This is a genomic window from Candidatus Synchoanobacter obligatus (assembly GCF_024259865.1).
GTDB classification, from domain to species: domain Bacteria; phylum Pseudomonadota; class Gammaproteobacteria; order Comchoanobacterales; family Comchoanobacteraceae; genus Synchoanobacter; species Synchoanobacter obligatus.
In genome coordinates this window covers 59,559-82,349 of record NZ_JAKUDN010000001.1, presented here as the reverse complement: position 1 = coordinate 82,349, position 22,791 = coordinate 59,559, and the positions used below count along the sequence as shown (strand labels likewise).

The window sequence follows — 22,791 nt, the reverse complement described above, 5'->3', positions numbered from 1 at the left end:
CGAAAGATCATGATATTACTTGGTCATGAGTCGGTTAATGATATTGCAAGCTTGAGATATGTCATCCTCGGTTGTTGTAACTCCCAGAGAAAATCGAATACTGCGCAGGATATGATGTAGTGGTATTCTCCGTGCAGTCAATACATGTGAGGCGGCCCCTTTAAAGCACGCTGAGCTGGTTTGGCACGCAATGTGCTTTTGAATATGATTTACTGCATCTGCCGTGGCATTTGGAAAACAAATGTTAATAATATGGGGGGCACCATGTTGTTCATGAGCATAAAATTCAACAGATAATTGAGACAAAAATAATTGTCTTAAATGATTAATATACTCCTGGTTAGTAACATAATCTCGTTTTGCTATGGCATATGATGCACCCATTAATGTGGTAAGCGCATGAGATATGGTCCCACTTCTAACTGGGTGGCTTCCATGGATTATGGGCTGCACATGCCTGTTTTCCGCAAGATACAGTGCGCCAACGCCTTGTGGTCCATAAGATTTATGGGCCGATAAACTCATGAAGTCTATAGGAGTCTTTCTGAGATCAAGCTCAGATTTTCCAATACTCTGGCATGCATCTAGGTGAAGCATGACCCCGGTTTCTTGTCTTATTGCTTGTAAGGGGGTTAGATTATGTATCAATCCTGTTTCATTACATAGATGGTTGAGTGAAATGAGTGTCGTATCAGGCCGAATCTCCTGTTTTAAACGCGTGATATCAATCTCACCATGGGGAAGTACAGGTAGAATACTAATCTCAAACCCTTGGGTCTTTAGGTAATGAAATGTTTTTAAAACAGCTTGGTGCTCTGTTTCAAAGGTGATCAGGTGTTTTCCACTTCGTGAATAAAAGTTGGCAGCACCAATAAGGGCAGTATTGATGGATTCTGTGGCACCAGATGTCATAAAGAGTCGATCAGGGTTGCCATGAAAGTATTGACAAATTTTTTGTTTTGCCTCAATAATCTTTTGGTGGATCTGATTCATTTGCTGAGATTGTGCATTCCCGGTTTTTAAAAACACATCAGGCAGCATGTCCTGAAGCTCAGGATGCAAAGGGGTTGATGCAGCATAATCTAAATAAATCATAGGTTAAAATGAAACCATTATAGTATTAAATTTATTGGTTTTCAATACCATGATGTAATTTTTGACGGGTTTGTTCTTGGACTTTCTATGAACAGATTGCCGGATCCTAGTTAATATAAGTCAGACAACAAAAGTAGAGAAGTATGACACTTGATGAATTTATTCGTTACTTAAATGAAAACCAAGTTTTCTCAAAAATTGGTACCGGCGGCAATATGCGTCATTATGCCATTGGTTTCAATGCATCAAAGTGGTTGCGCATATTTTGGATAAGTTTAATGCTCTTTATGATAGGAGGTTGTCTGGTAACGTCAGTTATTCTCCATATAATCTCAACTATTTTGTAGATTTCATCAATTATCAGAATGAAGAGGGGAACATGATACCATTAATGTATGCTGTTGCTGTAGGGCATCATCATACTGTTAGGAGGTTGGTCGAACATGGTGCATAATTGGATATTTCCTCTAAGAAAAAGGGGATCACGGCCTTACAAATAGCTGTTCAAAAGCCAAACATTAATATTATTTATGAGTTAGTGAGGCAGGGTGCAGATATTGATGCTAACGCCAAGCAGCTATTGCAAGTTTTTCTCTAAAAAACGGATCAGCGTGAGGGATTCAAAAAGGTATTAACTGAGGCGTAACTTAGATATTTAGACTACCGAGCTTCTCCTGCGCCCAGGACTTTAGCTTTTTGAGGCTGACACAAGACTATAAAGGAGCCTAAGCTCTTCTGGAGTCAGTTTGGCTTTGTTGGTGATGTTTTGAATGCGTGTTAGCGTATGTGGTAATAAAAAGTCGGTATCTTGGTGGTATTGTTCTAGCCAGGCTAAGAATTTGAGCCTATCTGATAGTGTTGCGTATACATCCTCAGAGGTTTGCACAGGTGTTTGTGATAGCTCATAACAAATAATTTGGACGGCATGAGATAAGTTAAGAGAGTTGCCTTTTGTTGCAGGTATCTCAATAATTGCTTGGCATAGGTGTAAAAGCTCATTACTTAAGCCATTGGTCTCATTGCCAAAGAGTATCGCTACATTTAAATGTGCTTCTTGGCCTATCATGGGCCCAATTGCCCTTGAGGAGTAAACAGGTAGGTGTAATGATCGATGGCGACTTGTGGTGCCATAGATTGCATGATAGTGCCCCAGCTCCTTGGCAGAGCTGATAATGGTGGCTTGTTCTAAAATAGCCTTACCACTGCGGGCACGAACATAAGCCTCTTCAGTTATCTCGCAGGGGTTGAGTAAGGTGAGGTGCTCAATTCCCATCGTGTGCATGGCTCTAGCGCATGCGCCAATATTGCCAGGATGAGACGTGTGTTCTAGAACAATGGTAATAGGCATGGCTTAAACTTGCTTTTTTAATGATAATGTTGAGGTATATAAGTATGCATCATCCAATTGATAATCTTCTTTTGCCTCATTGTATAGAACCAATCCAGCCTCTTTTGCAATGAGAAGTCCTGCAGCGATATCCCATAAGTGAGGTTTCTCACAAACACTCAGGTCAAAGCGACCACAAGCAGCGTAGCATAGTGTCAGCGATGTACAGCCAAGCTTTCTGGTTGTTCTAACCTGGCTTTCAATATTTTGGTGATGCCCTGAGCGGCCTTCAATACCACAAACAGCCTCTGAGAGCTCTTTACAATGACTGCTGTATATTCTGCGTTGATTAAGTAGAGCGCCTTTACCTTCGATAGCAGTAAATAATTCATCATTTATAGGGTCATAAACCAAAGCTGCTTTGGCTTCACCTTGTGAGTAGTAACAAATTGAGACTGCAAAGAATGGAATGTGGTGCATATAGTTATTGCTACCATCAATAGGATCAATAACCCACACATTGTCATGCTCGGGTAGTTGTTGCGATGCTTCAGAACTGGGCTCTTCAGCGACAAATTTATGCGTAGGGTAGTATTCTTTTAGTTGGCTGATCAGCACATGCTGGACATCGGCATCGATAGATGAAATGAATTGTTCTCTATCCTCTTTTGAGGGTTTGGCCGAATTTAGTCGATCGTACCCTTGCAAAATGTGTTGGCAACATTGCCTAACCTCTTTAAACGCAGTATTCAGTAAGGCATGGTGGTTCATAATAATTCTCCAGTTTCAGCAGGTTGTTGTATCAAATCATCTCTTTTTAGCCCAAGTTTCACAGCCATTGAGCCAGCAATGTAGATTGATGAGTAGGTACCAATAATAATTCCAATGGCTAATGACAGTGAGAAGCCGTGTAAATAGTCACCACCAAAGCAGTAAAGTGCCATCACAACAGCAAGTGTCAAGCAAGATGTGAGCACGGTTCGAGATAATGTTTGGTTAATAGCATCATTGATGACTTCTTCTGTACTCAGATTTAAGCTGGTCATAAAGCTTTCCCTCACTCTGTCGTAGACCACGATCGTATCGTTAATGGAGTATCCCAGTATGGTGAGCATGGCTGCCAGTGCAATGAGATTAAATTCAATCTGTGTTAGCGAGAATATGCCCAATATTAAGATAGGATCATGAATAAGGGAGACAATGGCACTCATTGCAAAACGGTACTCAAAGCGCATGGCAACATATAACATGGTGACCCCTAGGGCTACCAAAACGGCTATGACACTATTTGTAAGCATCGATGATCCTACCTGCGGACCAATAAATTCAGCTTGTAGCACGTTACTTCCGGGTAGTAGTTGGGTTAGTTTCTCTGCAGTGCTTGAAACAGCAGACTCAGAGTGCCCAATTTTTATCATATACGTTTGGCTAGAGCCATAGGTTTGAACTTGAGACTGCTCTGCACCAATAATAGAGAGTGCGTGTCTCACATCTTCCGCCGTTGTTTGATCATTTGTTGTTAAAGTTAGCTGCTGACCACCAGTAAAGTCTAAGCCAAGGTGGATGCCTTTTAATGGCAAAATCATTAAACAAGAGATAAGCAATACGGTAGAAAAGCCAAAAGCCTGTCGGCTTAGCCCCATGAAATCAATTCTAGGTACATGTTTGAACCAGTCATGAGACAATGAAACGTTTTGAATCCAGCCCAGTTTTATAAAACTATCAGTAAACGCTTGGGTAACAATAACAGAGGTAAAGATAGATGATAAGATCCCCATGCAGGTTGTGATGGCAAATCCTTTCACCGCGCCTGATCCTAGGCTAAATAAAACCAAGGTAACAAGTAGTGTTGTAATGTTAGCATCAACAATGGCAGATAGGGCTTTGTCATACCCTGTTTTAACTGCTTCGCGCAGTCCAAGTCCGGCACTGTGCTCCTCTCGAATACGTTCGTTAATGAGGACATTGGCATCAACAGCCATCCCAACCGATAAGACAATACCAGCAATACCGGGAAGGGTTAATGTTGCCCCCATTAGTGATAAAATAGCCACAATCATCACAATGTTCAGAACCAGGGCCATATTCGCAATTAGACCAAATACCCTATAATAGTAAGCCATGAAGATAAAGATGATACTACTGCCAACGGCCAAAGATACAATACCTTTGGTTATATTGTCATTTCCGAGTGAGGGCCCAATGGTTGTTTCTTCAACAAACTTCACAGGAGCAGCAAGAGCACCTGAGCGCAGTAGTAACGCAAGGTCTTTCGCCTCTTGGATAGAACCGGATCCTTGAATGACAAAGTTGTCAGCCAAGGGCTGCTTAATCACAGGCGCACTGATCACTTTCTCAATTAATGCATCATTTTGGGTTTCGCTATAAATGACTGCCAAGCGATCACCCACACGCTCTGTGGTTGTTTGATAAAAGTCATCGGCTTGGCCATCAAGACGAATTTCTACCAGAGGTTGGCCTTCTGATATCTTAGCATGTGCAAATGAAATTGATTGCCCTGATAGGACAATATTGGGCTCAAGGGGGATTGGTATGCCTTCGCTATTTGGAATGCTCTGTTCTCCTGTCGATTGGTTTGCAACCATTTGAAATCTTAAAGTTGCAGTTTTCCCAATGATTTTCTTTGCATAGACAATGTCTTGGACCCCTGGAAGGTCAATGCTGATATGGTGGGTTCCTTGTCTTTGTATGGTGGCTTCACTGATACCAAGTTCATTGATTCGTTTTTCAAGCGAGTGGATGGTTTGATTGACGGCATAACTTGCTGCATCATCATCTAGTTTGTGCTTTGTGAGTGATAATGTTTTTGATTGCGGCTCTTCTAGATGGTAGCGTTCACTATAGACATTAAGTGCCTCTAAAGCTTTTGCGGCATGAGATTCATTTAAAAATTGAATCTCAAGTGTGCCACTATCCAACTCAGTCATCTCGGTATAACGAATCTTGTGTGTTTTGAGATGGTCTTTTATTTGCTGGTGAGTGCTATTGTCTTTGTTTTTTTCAATATGTGATGTATCAACTTCCAATAAAAAGTGTATACCCCCTTGTAAATCCAGTCCAAGCTTCATGGCATGAGCGCCCAAGCTCTGTAGCCAGCTTGGGGTATTCTTCTCAAGGTTAAGTGTCAGCTCAGTATCAGGAGCAACGAAGTTGTTCAGATAATCTCTTGCCTTCATTTGTTCATCAACACTGGTAAATTGTACATGCTGTGTTGATGCCCAAGTATGGGCGATGTTGCCCTCTAGTAGATGTTGTTCAATCCGCTGTAGTTCTGTTGCATCACTATTATTGATAATGATAGTCGGTATATCAGGAAACAAATTTGGGAGTGCAAAGAAAAAAGAGATAATGATGGCACAAACAATTCCAAAAAGTCTTGTATTGATTATTCTTTGCTGCATTCAACTCTCCGATGGCTATGGTAGAACATAGTATTTAAATTACCGGAGGTCGGACTCGAACCGACACAGGGAAAACCCTACAAGATTTTGAGTCTAGCGCGTCTACCAATTTCGCCACTCCGGCAAATAAAACTAAATATATCAGAACCATATTTATTGTGCAAGGGAATTTCATGATATTATTGAAAATTTACCGGTGCTCCTGAGTGGATTCGTTATTCACGATGGCTGGTAGATAGCTCTCAAGGTTTGTCGTCTCAAAATGCATTCTTGTGCTGTCTTTTGAGGCCATGTTTAGAGTTCTCAGCATCCTGCTTGGGGACTGAATGCTTTTTAGGATCCTAGGGATTTTTCAAAGATTAAGGCGAAAGGCGCTGTTCCCAATTCAAAATTATTTACGGATGCCTGTCAGGTGGATGAGCTCTCAGGCGGAAATTTAAAATCCTTTAATGCCCAAATGCCAGCAGTGGCTAATCAGTTTACTGGGATGTACCTTTTAGACACTGCGTCTGAAAAATCTTACAGCGATTTAAAGATTTTCACATTAGATCTATGCAGTGTGGTAGAAACACACTCATTAGAGTGGTTGTGGCAGAATATCTGGGGTAAAGAGATTGTTGCTGAAAGTATAACGTCAGGACTGATAGCTGCCCAGATTTTGGCGGCAAGTAAACGAGAATTGCTACAATTCTGGACAAAGATGACATTTGGCCAATGTTTGGAGGATGAAAAGAGACATCCTAGCTTAGCGGATTTAAAGTTGGCTCCGAAGCAAACATTGGCTTCAGGTTTTCAGTGTAAAGCCGTTGGTTCAGTGGATTTCTCATCTAATTTTATCAGCAGATCAGAATCGGGCAAGTTTCAGTGTTGGTCAAAAATATCATTAAGGAAGCCTATGCTGAGTTTTACACCTTTAGGCCTTCGGGTTTTAAGGAAGCTCAAGCTTCGAGGGCGAAAGAGGCTAAAACTAAATCACAGAAGACATTGGCAGCGGACTAACAAAGTTTTTCTCAGGATAATTTGATGATTGATAGCCTCTGGTTATGCTGAACCAGGGGCTTTAATCATCAGATGTGATATCGTCTAAGAATGTTGATAGCTTTTCGGATCGGGTCGGGTGCTTTAATTTTCGGAGTGCTTTCGCTTCAATCTGCCTGATCCTCTCTCGGGTGACGTCAAACTGTTTTCCGACTTCCTCTAATGTATGGTCAGTATTCATGTTGATGCCAAAACGCATACGTAGAACCTTTGCTTCTCGCGGGGTTAATCCTTCAAGCATGTCGGTAATGGCTTCTTTCAATGCGGACTTCATGGATTTATCTATTGGGGATTCTGTTTTGTCCTCAATAAACTCACTTAAAAATGATCCACCATCTTCTTTGTTGTCGCCAATAGGTGTTTCAGTTGAAACAGGTTCTGTGATCTTCAGGATTTTAATAATCTTGTCGACAGGGATATCCATCTGTTTGCTTAATTCCTCAAGAGATGCTTCTTTACCAGATTTTTGCATGATTTCCCGCTGGAGACGGTGTAGTTTATTTATTGTTTCGATCATATGGACTGGAATTCTAATGGTTCTAGCCTGGTCTGCAATGGCTCTTGTAATCGCCTGTTTGATCCACCAGGTAGCATAAGTAGAAAATTTAAACCCACGACGGTACTCAAACTTGTCAACAGCTTTCATAAGGCCAATATTGCCTTCTTGAATTAAATCAAGAAACTGCAGTCCTCTGTTGGTGTATTTCTTTGCCAGAGAGATCACAAGTCTTAGATTGGCTTGAATCATGTCATCTTTGGCTTTACTGGTTTGAAGCTCTCCTTGGGTGATGACTTTGATGGTTTTTTTGATCTCAGTAACGGATTCATTATATTGTCTTTGAATGCGCTTGTAGCCTTTGTATACACGCTGAATACTGTGTTGATGCTCTTCAAAGTCATTTTGATATTTGGGATGTTCAATTAGAAAGGCATCAACCCAGTTTGCTTGTTCTGCATTATCCTTTAAATAAGGCAAAAATAGCTTTTTCGGTACTTTTATCTGCTTTGACAAGATATGTAGTAATTTTTGATCAAGTTCTTTGATTTTGCTTTGGGTCTCTTTAACTTGTCGGATACTGCTTCGAATCACTCTATTGGAAAATTTTATTTTGGTAAAGGCTTTTGAAAGCTCGGTTTTTCTTTTAGAGATATCCTCTTCACTGCCTTTATTATGCATGGCTTCAATGAGGTCATGGTAGCAGTTCTTGAGGTGATTCATATGTTTATGGACAGCTTCAAGATCCAGTCCAAGAAATAGCGAGTTATCATCAGAGTCTTCAGGTAAGTCTTCCCTGGGCTGGGCTTCTTGACTGTCTTCAGCTTGCATTGAAAGGCCACTAATTAAATAATTAATATCATTACGCTGGTCATTCTCTTCGTCAATAATTTCATCATAAATGGCTAGAATATTTGCGGTAACAAAAGGAAACCGGCTCAGTGCAGACATGACTTTATGAGTTGCAATCTCAATCTCTTTGGCAATCTTGATTTCAGTTTCTCGATCAAGTAAAGATATTTGACCCATGGCATGCATATATTGCCATACCACGTCATCGCCTCGGTCAGTTACTCGAGATTGTACTTGTTTGTCGTCAATTTCAGGCGGCTGTTCTTCAAAAGAGGGTGACTCACCGAGGTGCTCTGCCTCCTTGTCAAAGATGTAATTGCTATCGCTTACCTTATTCCCATCTATATTACTCATATATCCCATGAAGTTGAAATGTAACTGAATTGAAGCATGAAATATCTCCCCTGGCTAGTAAAATATCATTTTTTTACAATAGCGCCGGTAAATAAATACATTGTTCAAACAGTCAAAGCAGTGAGTAATAAAGAATGTCTAACAACAATATAGCGGCTTTATGTTTCAGATTCAATCTCTTCTAAGAATTCGGCCAGTTTGTCTGAACGACTTGGATGTTTTAGTTTGCTGAGCGCTTTTGCTTCGATTTGACGAATACGTTCTCTTGTGACGTCGAACTGTTTTCCGACTTCTTCTAATGTGTGGTCACTATTCATATTGAGCCCAAAGCGCATCTTTAATACGTGTGCTTCTCGGTCAGGAAGGTGGCTCAGCATATCTGTAATCGTAGCATTTAGTGCTGTGCGCATGGATTGATCCATGGGGGTATCCGACTTATCTTCAATAAAGTTTAAGCGAGATGCGCCATCATCATTGTCTTCTCCTATCGGAGTATCTGCGGACACTGGATCAGATATTTTAAGGATACTGATAATTTTTGAAACAGGCAGATCCATATGTTTGCTAATATTTTCGAGCGTTGCCTCTCGACCTGTTTTTTGTAAACTGTCTTGTTGAAATCGATTGATTTTATTGATGGTTTCAATCATGTGTACAGGGACCCTAATGGTTCTCGCTTGATCTGCAATGGCTCGGGTTATTGCCTGCTTAATCCACCAAGTTGCATAAGTTGAGAATTTGAATCCACGGCGGTATTCAAATTTATCAACTGCTTTCATTAAACCTATATTTCCTTCTTGAATCAGGTCTAAGAATTGTAGTCCACGGTTTGTATATTTTTTAGCACGTGAAATGACCAAGCGTAAGTTTGCTTGGATCATTTGGTTCTTTGCATTAGAGGCAGCAATTTCTCCTTGAGTAATGGTGGCAATGGTGTTTTTTATATCGCCAATAGATTCATTATATTCATGAGTGATTCTACGGTATTGTTTGCAGATTCTCTTTAGCGTGTGTTGGTGCGCCTCAAAGCCAGCAGCATACTCGGGATGTGCTTCAATTAAAGCAGCATACCAGGTTGAATTGCTTTCGTTTCCTTTGAAAAAAGGTAGAAAAACTTTTTTGGGTACTTTGATGTTTTTAGCCAATACCTGCAATAACTTTTGATCCAGTTCTCGAATGATTTTTTGAGTGTCTTTTACCTGGTTGATGGCATGTCTGATAATTCTGCCGGAGAATTTTATCTTTATAAATGTTTGCGAAAGATCGTTTTTTTTCTGGTTAATAATCGCAGGAGATTTTTTCTGTTCCATGGCTTTAGTTAAAGCAGTATGGCTTTCCCTAATTGCCGTCATACACTCATGTACCGTCTCTGTATTCAGTTCAACGAAAAATGGGGGAGGTGATTCGCTTTCTTCTTCTATATCATCGTTACTGTCTTCATTAAGTGCTTCAGAGTCAGGATCAATAAGCAACTCTTCAGCTTCTTCTTCTTCATTAATCTCCGTGCTGTACTGTTCCGGATAAATATTCAAGCCACTTATTAAGTACGACAAGTCACTTTTTGTATCACAATCTTCATCAACGATTTCGTCATATATGGCTAGAATTCTAGTTGTAACAAAGGGGAACTGACTTAATGCTAACATAACCTTGTTGGTTGCCGTCTCTATTTCTTTTGCTATGGTAATTTCAGATTCTTTCGTTAGCAAAGGAACTTGGCCCATTGAGTGAAGGTACTGCCAGACGGTATCGTCGCTTTTTTCAGCTGGTACCAATCTCGCTTTAGGGGTAATTGATTTTTTATCTATACTCATATAATGATATTGTTTTTTTCTATATGAATATTATCACAAATCTTCTGATTTTGCCAGTAATGATTTCTTTTTTATTAAGCCATGCTTAACGATAAGAAGTTTTTGTAGAATTTCACTCGATTCTTTGGCGTTGATATTTTGTTCGATCATGGCCATATGCTCTTGAATCTTTTGTTCTACGGCAATCATTTGATAATGTGTCAGTAAGCCAGATATTTCATGAAGTGCCATTTGCTCAGTCATATCATGAGCCTGGTTCACAGCATGAGTGTTTTGAGTAAAGGAAATGTTTTCTTCAGTTAAAAACCCTGCAAGTGAAGTTTGAGGGTTTGATAAAACCCGTTGGATTGCCAGTTGAACAGTGGAGGGTAAGATGGCTAGATACTGCTTTAAAGAATCTTTTTGGGAGATGATTAGCTCAGGGTAGGAGAATGCAAGCTCAATAAACCTCATGTTATGATTAGGTTTCTCAGAGGATTTTGAGGCCCTTATAGGCTTATGGTTGTTTGAAAGCTGGGGGATTTGTTCTATAATTAGCCGCTTTAAAATAGAGTTAGGCATGTGGTTTAAAAGTTTTTGCAAATGGTCATATTGCTGAGCCTTCTCTTCAAGCGATGGGTTGCTGGATAGTGGGTAGTGTTCTAATAAGTGGGTTGAAAAAGGTCTTGCTGCTGTGAGTTTTGCTCTAAATGCCTCAATGCCATTGTTCTTAATAAAGCTATCAGGGTCTTCACCACGAGGCATGGTTAAGAAATAGCAGCTAATTTGGTCACGTACCAGAGGCAAGATGGTATGGAACGTTTTATCTGCCGCTTTTTGCCCGGCTTCGTCACCATCAAAGCAAAAGACAATGCTCTCGGCATACTTAGCAGCAAGCTGGAAGTGTGATGCTGTAAATGCGGTACCTAAAGAGGCAACTGCGCCAGTAAAGCCTGCTTGATGAAGGCTAATAACGTCCATATAGCCTTCTACCAAAATTAACTGTTTTTGCTGATTTTGGAGTGCTTGATTTAGACCAAACAATATTCGGCTTTTATTGTATAGAGCACTTTCAGAGGAGTTAATGTATTTGGGTTTTTCATCACCAAGAGATCGCCCGCCAAAGCCTACCAAGCTGCCATGGTGAGTGTATATGGGAAACATGATCCGATGCCTAAACCTGTCATATCCACCTTTTGCATTATCAATAATTAGCCCCAGTTCTTTGGCATGCTTGCTATTGATCTGCTTCAAACCAGCCAGGTTTTGCCACCCATTAGGAGCATAACCAATCTTAAACGCTTGAATCGAGCCTGCTGTAAGATCTCTACTTTGGAGATAATTTTGCGCTTCTATGCTTTGTTTTAAGGTATTTTGATAAAGATGCAGGGCGGTCTCTAATACTTGATAGTGCGACTGATGGTCTATAAATGACCCAGAGAGTTTGATGTTATAGTCTTTACCCAACGCCTCTATTGCATCAGCATTACTTAATCCTTGTATTTTTGCTCTAAAGTTGATGACATTACCACCTGCTTGGCAGCCAAAGCAGTAAAACAACCTTTTCTGAGGGTTGACATAGAAAGAAGGGGTGTCTTCTGTGTGAAAGGGACATAAACCCAATAATTCGTTTTTACTGGGTTTGAGTTTGACAAATTTTGATATTTCTTCCGCAATGTCAACACCATCAATGACCGATGTCGCATGTGACGAAGTTTTTGACATTGCGTATTAAGCGCCGTAGATTTTCTTTAAGATCTGTTTTACAGAAAGGTTACGATAGCGGCGTGTTGTGGATAGCAAGTTCTTAGCATCGTTAATCTTTTTCTTCTCTTCACGTTTACGAGCAGCAATTTTTCTCTTTCGACGTTTTTCAGTCGGCTTGACATGTCTATCAGAGAATTTTGCTGTTGCGCTACCACCTTGTTTATCAAGAGTACGCTTTAGCTTTTTTAGAGCAGCAAGTGGATTTCCTGCTTTTGATACATCTATTGTTGCCATTGATTATAAAACCTTTTCATAAAAACTTACGTCTATGTTACCACTTATTTAATGAATCGCAAGCATTTTTTATATTAAAAGTTAGTTTTTGTTTTGCTTCTTTCAAACGCATTTAAAAGCACCTCCTTTTTGGGCCCATGCAGCCAACATCACTCTCCCAGTGGTAAACCCGTTATAGAGGCAGGGAGTTGGCTATGAATTATTTTCTGGCAGCAGTACGGTCAATACGTTATGATTAAGCCATGATTGCTATTTTTTCACCAAAACATTATATACCAATATGTCAAAAGATTGTTAGATATGGTTTACCCATCATGACGCTAATGACAATTTTTATTACATCATGGATTTGTTGGTTTGTGCCAGCTGATGAAACCCAAGGTGAAGTTTTCCGTTTAATCTACCTACATGTTCCAATGGCCATAGGCGCATTGTTGTTATATCTGGTGGTAGCAGGCTGCAGCATCATGCATTGGGTCTTACGCATCAAAGTAGCAGATTGGATTGCATCAGCATCTGCAAAAATGGGTGCTACTTGTTGTGCACTAGCCCTCATGACTGGCTCAGTTTGGGGTTACTATACTTGGGGGACATGGTGGGTGTGGGATGCTCGATTAACCTCTTTTTTGATGCTGTTTTTTTTATATTTGGCATACATCGCAGTCGACCGTGCCAGTCAGAAACACCTGGTATCTAAGCAAGTCTTAATGATTGTATCGTTGATTGGCGTTGTAGATATTCCATTGATTCACTACTCAGTCACCTGGTGGCAATCATTACACCAAGGGTCCACATTGCTACGTTTATCTGATAATACCATGCCTTGGGACATGCTGTGGCCATTGTTAATGACAATTGTTCTTTCAGCACTGATTGTCACATCGTTTATTGCCCGTAGTGTATTGCATAGGTCTGGTCATGAACCTGTATCATTATAAGCGAATGCGCCAGGTACTGGTAATCATGTCTGGTATGCTGGTAGCCGGTTGGCTCATGTTAGATGCTGTTTCTGAAGGCATGCATTTATATATGACGCCATCTGAAGTGGTAACACGGCCAGATTCACAGGTGTATATGGGGGGTGTCGTTGTTTCAGGGTCACTGGCTCAACATCAGGGGGTCTACGCTTTTAAGGTCGCTGATGATAAGATTGATATTGATGTTCAGTATATTGGTGCATTACCCACTATGTTTAAAGAGGGCCAGGATGCTGTGGTAGTTGGGTATTATGACAATCAAGTGTTTCATGCAAAGCAGGTCATGGCTAAGCATGATGAATATTACCGTCCAAAAGGAAAGAATGGTGCTCAGTGAGATAGGTCAGATTATATTGGTATTGTCCTATGTGCTCATGGTGCCTATTTTTTCTACCAATGAACAGGTTAAATATCGGGCATTTTACGCGCATTGGGCGACGCTAATTTTATCATTAAGTATATTGGTCTTAGCGTTTGTCATACAAGATCTCTCAATAGACTATGTGGTTCAGCACAGTCATGGGCAATTGCCTTTTTACTATAGGGTTGCTGCAGTATATGCAGGTCATAGTGGCTCCCTATTGTTGTTTATGGCGGCAATGAGCACCTGGGTTTTTTATGCCGTTATCTGCCATCGATCATTGATTGATCTGAAACGTTATGCTTTTGTGATTGGAGGATTATTGACAGTATTGCTACTCTCAAGCAATCCTTTTACTCACTCGACGACAGTCATGCCCTCGCAAGGCTTAAATCCATTATTACAAGATATTGGTATGATGATTCATCCACCGATGTTATATCTCGGTTATGTGGCCTCAATTGTCCCATTTTTATATGTATTATCATGCGATAAGAGTATAGATAATGAAGCGCTGTTAAAGCGTATTTTAAGCGCTTCACTGGTTATATTAACGATGGCTATTGTTTTGGGGAGTTGGTGGGCATATAGAATCTTAGGTTGGGGCGGCTATTGGGGATGGGACCCTGTTGAGAATGCTTCGTTATTACCTTGGATAATGCAGTTAGGCCTATATCATGCAGTCATAGCAAAGCAAAAAAGATGGATATATATATTGTCATTAATGGGTTTTATGGCAACCATCTTTTCAACCATGATGGTGAGAGGGGGTATGTTGGCATCGGTGCATAGTTTTGCCGAAAGCCCTCCCGTATTTTATGGGCTTGGAGCCTATTGGCTTTTGATTATGGGCATGGTGCTGTATCATATGTATCGCCATATCCCACTGAGATCACAAGAGGCCTTCGCCATTCGATTAAACTGTTTGTTGGCAGTAGGGATAACACTCTTTCTTAGCGCAACATTGCTATTGCCTTGGATGCTGTCACTGTTTAATCTTCCTCCTTTGGTACTCTCTGAAGTCTTTTTCACAAAGGTGATGTTACCAATGGTGTTTGTGGTGTTTTATGGATTGGTTAGCTATTTGTCGGTAAGCCGAACTGCAATGGGTCTCGGTGTTGTATTGATGCTGGTGGCATATATGCTGTCTGATCATTTACTGTTGGCTATAGCCATTGGGGCAGGTGCTCTTGTGTTATATACATACTATCGTAGCAAGCATTGGAATCTATCACATATGGCATTTGTTTTAATGGTATTGCTGATGTTAATCAATGGCCATTTAACTTCCTATGAAGACATTGTGATTAAAATGGGTGATTCTTTGACTCTGATGGGAGATACGGTTGTAATGGAGTCAGTTGAAAGTACAAAATCTCCTACGTATTTAGAAAAAAAAGCAACGTTGAATATAGCCGGGACATATTATTATCCTGCTATTCGGTATTTTCCTCTAAACGACATGGCTATTGCAATATCAGATACCCGAATAAGTTGGTTTAAGGAAAGCTATGTGGTGATGTCAGCTGAAGTAGAGGATGGTTGGTCAATGCGTATATATCATCAGTATGGTGTTCGTTGGATTTGGGGATGTGCCATGCTAATGGCGCTTGGTTTTATCAAAAGGAGAAAGGTGTGAGAAAAATTGGATTAGGGCTTGGGGGGATTATATTGGTTATGGTCCTTGCATATTGGATGGTGGCTAATGGAGCGACGGATGCCAAATACCTTCCTAGTTTTTCACTTGAGTCGATGGCAGGTTCAAACATGAATGAAACAGTACTACAAGATGGAGGCGTTATCACTTTCTTCCGTTCAACATGTGGCTATTGCTTACTAGAGTACCCCATGTGGAAAAAGATACGACAAAAGTACCCAAATATTAAGATGGTTATGGTATTACACAAACAATCACTCTCAAAAATCAAACCATTCTTTAATGTTCATGGGAACCCTTTTAATCATGTTCTCGCAGATGATGAGAATCAATTATGGGATGCACTAGATGCCACTTATACCCCAGAGACATTCGTATATGATAAATCAGGCACATTGGTTGGTCATTTTGGTTATATTCGAGATGATGGTAAAGCGCTTGATAATACACTTAAGAGTTTAACCTAACGTATGAATTTTTGACATAATATCATAAAGAAATTATAGTTAACCAACTTAATTAATATGAAATCAGCTATGAGACAAGAAAGAAAGATTAAAAGTATTGATGGTCATTCAGCTGTTGGGGCAATCGTCATTGAAAAAGGTGAAGTAATAGCGTTTAGGAGCGTAGCGGGCCAAGATGAGGTGGCCTTTAGGATTCCAGAAGATGACCTTGAGGGTGTGACGAGTATTGGTGAGGGTGCATTTTGGGGCTGCACAGGTATTACAGAGTTAACGATTCCAAATAGTGTGATGAGTATTGGTAAACAGGCATTTAAGGGGTGCACAGGCTTAACATCCGTTACGATCCCGAATAGTGTGACAAGTATTAGTCGTTATGCATTTTATGGCTGCTCAGGCTTAACATCAGTTACCATCCCAAATAGTGTGACCAATATTGGTGACTGGGCATTTGCACTCTGCTCAGGCTTAACATCCGTTACGATCCCAAATAGTGTGACGAGTATTGGTGATGAGGCATTTTTTGAGTGCTCAGGCTTAGCATCCGTTATTATTCCAGATAGTGTGACGAGTATTGGAGAGGGGGCATTTGATGGCTGCACAGCCTTAAATGATCTATCAATATCTGTGCCAAATAAAACATTGGCTGCTCTCACTGGTAAAAAGCATTTAGCACCGAGTGAGATTGTCTCTTATAAAGACTCTGTGCTCTCTTATCTGAAAGAACTAGAAACTTATAAGTTGATGGATAAGAGTGTAAAAAATATGTTCTTAATTATGAAACATGTTAGACCAAAAGAAGTAATGAGTATTGATAATTTGCGCTATGTTGGATTAACGAAGGAACATGTTAAAACATTTTTGCTTTGTATGGAGAGGCTGAGTAAAATCTATTATGTTGAAGCACTTAAGAACCGGCTGATTCCAGCAGAAGTGGACATGGTCCCACCTATTGAAGCATCGGATCTGCTTTGTCATATATTTGATTTTAGAGTATATGAAAGTCAGCGTTATGTCATTGATGAAAAGCAAGGACTTTTAGAAGCAGGCGTTAAAAAAACAACTATGCATACACTTAGCTTAACAATAATAAAAGACAGGCAAGATGCGTGAATTCAAGGCCTATCTAGATTTGATTGTTTGTAAACTTCTATACAACATGTTGCTGTAATTGCATCATATATAATGATATAGGTTATGCCTGCATTTACAATAAGAGGGTGTTGCTTAATCTTTTTGACATGGATTGTAATTTTGTCATGCTTCTGACGCAGTTCTTTTTCAATTGTTGCAATATAATTAGATGTTGTAGAGACACTTCCAGATTCTTAGTGGTAGGTTAATTGCTGAGTTTTTGCTCTTAGGCTGAAATACAAGATCTGAGCCTTGGCTGTTATATTTATCTTGACGAACCATATTTTTAGTTACGCTAATTGTTAAAGACCCACTGACAATAGTAATATCTCAACGAAGGTTGTTAATGATATTCTATTTGTTTGCGCTCTTGCTATAATGTGTGGCGATAGCACTAATAACAAACTAGCGATAATTGCTTTTATTTTCATATTTATTGCCATAACACTATTATTACACAGTGTCATAGGTTTTAAAAAAGTCTATTGTTCAGTGTTTTACATGGATTATGCGAAGGTTTTATATTTAACTTATTGCTCGGTTTTGCCCTAGTTCTAACATATCTGTCCTTATGATAAAAAATTTGGAAATATATCGTTATTCTGCATGTTTGGTTATGTTAAGAATGCTGGCAAGCGCTAGGTGGAGTGCTTAAGTTATTTATTTAGCCGATAAACTATCAACAAATGCAGAGACAGGGCGTATAGTTCTTGTAGGGCTAGTAGGAAATAATGACCCTTAGGTGGAAGGATTTTAAGTTACTATAGCGGCAGGCGTGGCTGTCGAAGTTGTGCTATAAATCACGTGATTTATATTCCTTTTTTAGTTATAATTTATTTAATGAATAACCATGCGAAGATCGTGAAAAAAAATAAATTCTTTAGTTTATCCACAAGCCTTCTCGGCCAATTGCTTTTATACTGCCACATTATTTATGAGAACATAGCTTATTTTATTACCTATCTCTTTTATCGGCCAGAATTTGAGATTAGTGATATGGGTGAATTACAACAGTATAATTGGACTCATCTTAAACGTGCGCATGTTAAAATACCCAATAATGTGACGAGTATTGGTGCTGGGGCATTTCAGGACTGCACAGGCTTAACATCAGTCACTATCCCAAATAGTGTGACAAGCATTGGTTTTTCGGCATTTAGAGGCTGCACAAGTTTAGCATCAATTGTGATTCCAGAGGGTGTGACGAGTATTGGTAGTTGGGCATTTCAGGGCTGCTCAGGCTTAACATCAGTTACTATTCCAGATAGTGTGACGAGTATTGGTGGTTATGCATTTCAGGGCTGCTCAGGCTTAACATCTGTTACCATCCCAGAAAGTGTGACGAGTATTGGTTATGAAGTATTTTTTCGCTGCACAGGCTTAACATCAGTTACTATTCCAGATAGTGTGACGAGTATTGAGGGAGCGGCATTTGCTCGCTGCGAAGGCTTAACATCCGTTACGATCCCAAATAGTGTGACGAGTATTGGTAGTTATGCCTTTAGTGACTGCACAGGCTTAGCATCAGTTACTATCCCAGAGAGTGTGATGAGTATTGGTAAAAGGGCATTTTATAGATGCACAGGCTTAACATCTATTATTATTCCAGATAGTGTGACGAGTATTGGTCCTTTGGCATTTCAGGATTGCTCAGGCTTAACATCCGTTATTATTTCAGGTAGTGTGACGAGTATTGTTCCTTCGGCATTTTGGGGGTGCTCAGGCTTAGCATCCGTTATTATTCCAGATAGTGTGACGAGCATTGGTGATAACGCATTTTGGAATTGCTCAGGCTTAACATCAGTTACTATTCCAGATAGTGTGACGAGTATTGGTTCTGGGGCATTTTGGTATTGCTCAGGCTTAACTCAAATTACGATTCCAGAAAGTGTGACGCGTATTGGTGCTGAGGCATTTTATGGCTGCAGAAATATTACTGCTATAAAATTAGCTGCTCGATTGGATTTGTTTCAATTAAGACGGGCATTACCAGGAGTAAATCCTTCCGTGACAAGGGATAAATTATATTTTCAGCCAGGTGGCGCTCCAAAAGTTATTCGAGCTAAGGAGCCAATGCACAGAGGTTTTGCTAAGTTGGTCCACCTTTGCTTTGAAAGATTATACAGTTTGAGTAAGGCTGTGGAAGATCCTAATGCAGAAATGCTCCCTTTCTTACCTGTAGAGATTCAGAGGCATATTTTGAGTTGGGTTTACAAGGAGTATGTAGGCGAAAGAGTAGCTCCCCTGGAATCTTATTCATTGATGCTTACAGCAGATGAGACTGCTCGGATTATAGAATATAATACATTTAAAGCCTCCTATTCAAATTTTGTTCAATCTTCAGCAGCATCATCTACAGTACAACTAGATGGCTAAGGAAATGTTTGATGAGTGGGGTGATGATGTAGAGGAATATCTCGCGCCAGCAGATGAAGTGCTTAAGCCGTTTATTTAAATTAAAAAAATCTTGATGAAATATAAGATTTCTATAAAATTAAGTAAATTAATTGATATGAGATAGCTATGAAACAAGAAAAAGAGATTAAAAGTATTGATGGTTCTTCCGTTGTTGGACATTTAATCATTGAGGGTGGTGAATTAAAATCGTATGAGCCAGTAGCTGGCCAAGAAAGTATTGCCTTTAGGATTACAAAAGATGACCTTGTGGATGTGACAAGTATTGGTGCTGAAGTATTTAGGGGCTGCAGAGGTATTACACAGTTAACGATTCCAGAGGGGGTAACAATTGGTCAGGCTGCATTTCTGGACTGCACAGGTATTTCATATTTAACGATCCCAGAAGGGGCGATAGTCGGTAGATATGCATTTACAGGCTGCACAGGAATCACAGAGTTAAAGATTGAAGAAGGGGTAACCATTGGTCAGGCTGCATTTTATGGCTGCACAGGTATTACAGAGCTGACGATTGCAAAAGGGGTGATAAGTATTGGTGAGGAGGTATTTAAGGGGTGCACAGGCTTAGCATCGATTACGATACCAGATAGTGTGACGAGTATTGGTTATGGGGCATTTCATGGCTGCACAGGTATTACAGAGTTAACGATTCCACAAGGGGCGATAGTTGGTCGAAATGCATTTTATGGCTGCACGAATCTTGCAGAATTAGCGATTCCAGAAGAGGTGACAATTGGTAGGTGTGCATTTGGGAACTGCCGTGGCATCACACAGGTAACGATTCCAGAAGGGGTGGAAATTGGTTATGGTGCATTTTCTTACTGCACGGGTATTAAACAGTTAATAATTCCTGAAGGGGGGACTATTGGTGTGAGTGCATTTTATGGCTGCACAGGTATTACAGCGTTAACGGTTCCAGAAGGGGTGACTATTGGTGATCGTGCATTTGGGGGCTGCACAAGTCTTAATGAAGTACAGATTGCTACTGGATTGAATATATCTCGATTAAGATTGGCATTGCCAGGAGTAAATCCTACAGTGACACGGGAGAAAATATATTTTGGAATAGGGGGAACTCCTGCTTGTCCTAGGTTTAGAGGAGTGATGCAAATAGGTTTTGCTAACCTGGTGTTACTCTGCGCGGAAAGGATACATACAATGCATGGGGAAGGTAAAGCTATCTTGCCTGAATTGCCTCCTGAATTGCTCCGGTATATTATGTTTTTTGTAAGTATTGATTGTTTGCCTGAAAAAGCAGCACGTCTAGATTCAGATTCATTGATGCTGAGAGAGAATGAGAGAGAAGCAGTTGAAGCATATAATGACCTTAAGGGATTGTATGAAAGATTTGTTCCCTCTAAGCCAAACTCATTATAGCAGGGATATCCTCAATCATAGTACTAAACCTTATTGAAGGTAGTTTATAAAATTCAATAATGTTCGGGGGAAGGCTTGATTTATTTCTGAAGAACTGCTAATTAATAAATTATAATAAATGGGAAGTAGTATATGTCTTACGTGTTGTGGATTGCAATGATTGCGCTTTTTGCGGTATTTTTATTATTGATTGTAAATATTGATATAAAAGCCCATATAAGAGCATTAAAAAAGTCGTATGATCGTTACAAGAGCTTTAAAATCCGCAATGGTTTTTTAGAGAGATACTATGGTCATGACCCGATTGTTGTGATTCCAGATGGTGTGATAAGTATTGGTGAGGAGGTATTTAAGGGGTGCACAGGCTTAGCATCGATTACGATACCAGATAGTGTGACGAGTATTGGTTATGGGGCATTTCATGGCTGCACGGGTGTAAGACATTTAACAATTGCAGAAGGGGTGGTAGTTGGTCATCATGCATTTAGGGGCTGCAAGGGTATTACACAGCTAACGATTGCAGAAGGGGAGACTATTGGTGATCGTGCATTTTATGGCTGCACGGGTATTACACAGCTAACGATTGCAGAAGGGGGGGTAGTTGGTTATCATGCATTTTATGGCTGCACGGGTCTTACAGAATTAGCAATTCCAGAAGGGGTGACAATTGGTGATCATGCATTTCAGGGCTGCACAGGTATTACAGAGTTAACGATTCCAGATAGTGTGACGCGTATTGGTTATGGTGCATTTGCTGACTGCACGGGTGTAAGGCATTTAACAATTGCAGAAGGGGTAACAATTGGTGCGCGTGCATTTTTGCGCTGCACAGGTATTACACAGTTAACGATTTCAGAAGGAGGGAGGATCGGTTCAGAAGCATTTGGGGGCTGCACAGGCATTACAAAGGTAACGATTCCAGAAGAGGTGGAAATTAGTATTGAGGTATTTAAAAACTGCACAGGTATTACTGCTTTAGAAATTTCAGAAGATGTATATATTGGCTGGGGTGCATTTAATGGCTGCACGGGTCTTACAGAATTAGCGATTGCAAAATGGGTGACAATTGGTGAGGATGGATTTTACCAATGCACAAGTCTTGGTGAAGTACACATTGCTGCTGGATTGGATTTATTTAAATTAAGACGGGCATTTCCAAGAGAGAATCCTTCCGTGACAAGGGATAAAATATATTTTCAGCCAGGTGGCGCTCCAAAAGTTATTCGAGCTAAGGAAGCAATGCACAGAGGCTTTGTTACGCTGATATTCCTTTGCTTGAAAAGATTCTCAAGAATGATTGATCCTGAGGGAAACACGGACGTATTGCCAGAGGAGATGGTGTTATCTATTATGAATTTGGTCTATAAGGAGTATGTAGGCGAAAGAGTAGCCCCCCTGAGATCTAATTTATTGATGCTTACAGCAGATGAGATTGCCGGGGTTATAAAATATAATGAACTTAAAGAACTCTATTCAGGTTTTGTTCAACATACAGCAGTATCATCTTCAGTACAACTAGATGGCTAAGGAAATGTTTGATGCATGGGGTGATGATGTAGAGGAATATCTCGCGCCAACAGATGAAATGCTTAAGCGGTTTGTTTAAATTATCCTTGATTACAGATAAAGTTTCCTGCAGGATTAAACAATTCAATTAATATGATGTTAGCTATGAGACTTGAAAGAGAGAGAGATTAAAAGTATTGATGGTCATTCTGTTGTTGGGACAATCGTCATTGAAAAAGGTGAGGTAAAAGAGCTTAAGAGAGCAGCGGGCTAAGATAGTGTAACCGGTATCGGTGATAGTACGTTTATCAATAGTAGTTTAACGGTTACGGGCTCAGGAGTATCAGCGACTTAGATTAACCGTAGGTGCCTGTTTTAATAGTTTATAGTTGGGTGGTTTTACTATGCAAGATCAACTGAATATTGATTAGGTGATGATGTAGAGAGATTGTTAGAGGATAAGTAATTATGTTTTGACAAAAAGAAATCTTTTTGTTATGAATTTAATTATTAAAAAAACAT

At 40.0% G+C, this 22,791-nt stretch carries 19 protein-coding genes and 1 tRNA gene; 11 read left to right on the top strand and 9 right to left on the bottom strand.

The annotated features are described in order from the left end of the window. Positions 1-15 precede the first annotated feature (15 nt). Positions 16-1,095: a cysteine desulfurase family protein gene (locus MKS91_RS00395; RefSeq protein ID WP_258568870.1), complete on the bottom strand. Its 1,080-nt coding sequence runs from the start codon at positions 1,093-1,095 to the stop codon at positions 16-18. Between the two features lie 250 nt (positions 1,096-1,345). Between MKS91_RS00395 and MKS91_RS00390 the strand changes: the two genes are divergently transcribed. Both MKS91_RS00390 and MKS91_RS05345 read left to right on the top strand, forming a co-directional pair. Then, positions 1,346-1,549, top strand: coding sequence for an ankyrin repeat domain-containing protein (locus tag MKS91_RS00390; RefSeq protein WP_258568869.1), 204 nt, complete (start codon positions 1,346-1,348; stop codon positions 1,547-1,549). After that, positions 1,550-1,693 carry a hypothetical protein gene (locus MKS91_RS05345; protein ID WP_425248417.1) on the top strand — a complete coding sequence of 48 codons (144 nt, stop codon included), beginning with the start codon at positions 1,550-1,552 and terminating at the stop codon, positions 1,691-1,693. 90 nt (positions 1,694-1,783) lie between these two features. Here MKS91_RS05345 and MKS91_RS00385 read toward each other — a convergent pair whose 3' ends face one another. From MKS91_RS00385 to MKS91_RS00370, 4 genes are all read right to left on the bottom strand, one after another. Beyond that, positions 1,784-2,443, bottom strand: coding sequence for an RNA methyltransferase (locus tag MKS91_RS00385; protein WP_258568868.1), 660 nt, complete (start codon positions 2,441-2,443; stop codon positions 1,784-1,786). A gap of 3 nt (positions 2,444-2,446) precedes the next feature. After that, positions 2,447-3,193 carry an inositol monophosphatase family protein gene (locus MKS91_RS00380; protein ID WP_258568867.1) on the bottom strand — a complete coding sequence of 249 codons (747 nt, stop codon included), beginning with the start codon at positions 3,191-3,193 and terminating at the stop codon, positions 2,447-2,449. After that, complete coding sequence (gene secD / locus MKS91_RS00375) at positions 3,190-5,844, bottom strand: protein translocase subunit SecD (RefSeq protein WP_258568866.1); 2,655 nt, start codon at positions 5,842-5,844, stop codon at positions 3,190-3,192. The genes MKS91_RS00380 and secD overlap by 4 nt, the downstream gene beginning before the upstream one ends. 40 nt (positions 5,845-5,884) lie before the next feature. Beyond that, positions 5,885-5,968: transfer RNA gene (locus MKS91_RS00370), tRNA-Leu, on the bottom strand. A 288-nt stretch (positions 5,969-6,256) separates the two neighbouring features. Between MKS91_RS00370 and MKS91_RS00365 the strand changes: the two genes are divergently transcribed. Then, complete coding sequence (locus MKS91_RS00365; protein ID WP_258568865.1) at positions 6,257-6,868, top strand: hypothetical protein; 612 nt, start codon at positions 6,257-6,259, stop codon at positions 6,866-6,868. Between the two features lie 36 nt (positions 6,869-6,904). Here the strand turns inward: MKS91_RS00365 and rpoD (MKS91_RS00360) are convergent, their stop codons facing one another. The 4 genes from rpoD (MKS91_RS00360) to rpsU all read right to left on the bottom strand — a co-directional run bounded on the left by rpoD (MKS91_RS00360) (position 6,905) and on the right by rpsU (position 12,378). After that, a complete protein-coding gene (gene rpoD, locus MKS91_RS00360; RefSeq protein WP_258568864.1) occupies positions 6,905-8,584 on the bottom strand; it encodes an RNA polymerase sigma factor RpoD in 1,680 nt (559 codons plus the stop codon). Between the two features lie 158 nt (positions 8,585-8,742). Beyond that, positions 8,743-10,398 carry an RNA polymerase sigma factor RpoD gene (gene rpoD / locus MKS91_RS00355; protein WP_258568863.1) on the bottom strand — a complete coding sequence of 552 codons (1,656 nt, stop codon included), beginning with the start codon at positions 10,396-10,398 and terminating at the stop codon, positions 8,743-8,745. Positions 10,399-10,431: 33 nt separating this feature from the next. Continuing rightward, positions 10,432-12,102: a DNA primase gene (dnaG, locus tag MKS91_RS00350; protein ID WP_258568862.1), complete on the bottom strand. Its 1,671-nt coding sequence runs from the start codon at positions 12,100-12,102 to the stop codon at positions 10,432-10,434. Between the two features lie 6 nt (positions 12,103-12,108). Continuing rightward, the gene (gene rpsU / locus MKS91_RS00345) at positions 12,109-12,378 is read right to left on the bottom strand and encodes a 30S ribosomal protein S21 (protein ID WP_258568861.1); all 270 of its coding nucleotides are present in this window, start codon (positions 12,376-12,378) and stop codon (positions 12,109-12,111) included. 242 nt (positions 12,379-12,620) lie between these two features. Here rpsU and ccsA (MKS91_RS00340) point away from each other — a divergent pair, with 242 nt between their 5' ends. The 8 genes from ccsA (MKS91_RS00340) to MKS91_RS00305 all read left to right on the top strand — a co-directional run bounded on the left by ccsA (MKS91_RS00340) (position 12,621) and on the right by MKS91_RS00305 (position 22,290). Beyond that, a complete protein-coding gene (gene ccsA, locus MKS91_RS00340) occupies positions 12,621-13,316 on the top strand; it encodes a cytochrome c biogenesis protein CcsA (RefSeq protein WP_336604796.1) in 696 nt (231 codons plus the stop codon). Then, a complete protein-coding gene (locus MKS91_RS00335; protein ID WP_258568859.1) occupies positions 13,297-13,692 on the top strand; it encodes a cytochrome c maturation protein CcmE in 396 nt (131 codons plus the stop codon). The genes ccsA (MKS91_RS00340) and MKS91_RS00335 overlap by 20 nt, the downstream gene beginning before the upstream one ends. Continuing rightward, a complete protein-coding gene (ccsA, locus tag MKS91_RS00330; protein WP_258568858.1) occupies positions 13,649-15,355 on the top strand; it encodes a cytochrome c biogenesis protein CcsA in 1,707 nt (568 codons plus the stop codon). Before MKS91_RS00335 ends, ccsA (MKS91_RS00330) begins: the two co-directional genes overlap by 44 nt. Beyond that, the gene (locus MKS91_RS00325; RefSeq protein ID WP_258568857.1) at positions 15,352-15,840 is read left to right on the top strand and encodes a TlpA family protein disulfide reductase; all 489 of its coding nucleotides are present in this window, start codon (positions 15,352-15,354) and stop codon (positions 15,838-15,840) included. Before ccsA (MKS91_RS00330) ends, MKS91_RS00325 begins: the two co-directional genes overlap by 4 nt. Positions 15,841-15,909: 69 nt before the next feature. Beyond that, complete coding sequence (locus MKS91_RS00320) at positions 15,910-16,950, top strand: leucine-rich repeat domain-containing protein (protein ID WP_258568856.1); 1,041 nt, start codon at positions 15,910-15,912, stop codon at positions 16,948-16,950. A gap of 882 nt (positions 16,951-17,832) precedes the next feature. Then, positions 17,833-19,347 (top strand): leucine-rich repeat domain-containing protein, encoded by a 1,515-nt coding sequence (locus MKS91_RS00315; RefSeq protein ID WP_258568855.1) that lies wholly within the window; start codon positions 17,833-17,835, stop codon positions 19,345-19,347. 147 nt (positions 19,348-19,494) lie between these two features. Then, the gene (locus MKS91_RS00310) at positions 19,495-20,763 is read left to right on the top strand and encodes a leucine-rich repeat domain-containing protein (RefSeq protein ID WP_258568854.1); all 1,269 of its coding nucleotides are present in this window, start codon (positions 19,495-19,497) and stop codon (positions 20,761-20,763) included. A gap of 132 nt (positions 20,764-20,895) precedes the next feature. Beyond that, a complete protein-coding gene (locus tag MKS91_RS00305) occupies positions 20,896-22,290 on the top strand; it encodes a leucine-rich repeat domain-containing protein (RefSeq protein WP_258568853.1) in 1,395 nt (464 codons plus the stop codon). The last annotated feature ends 501 nt before the right edge of the window (positions 22,291-22,791 follow it).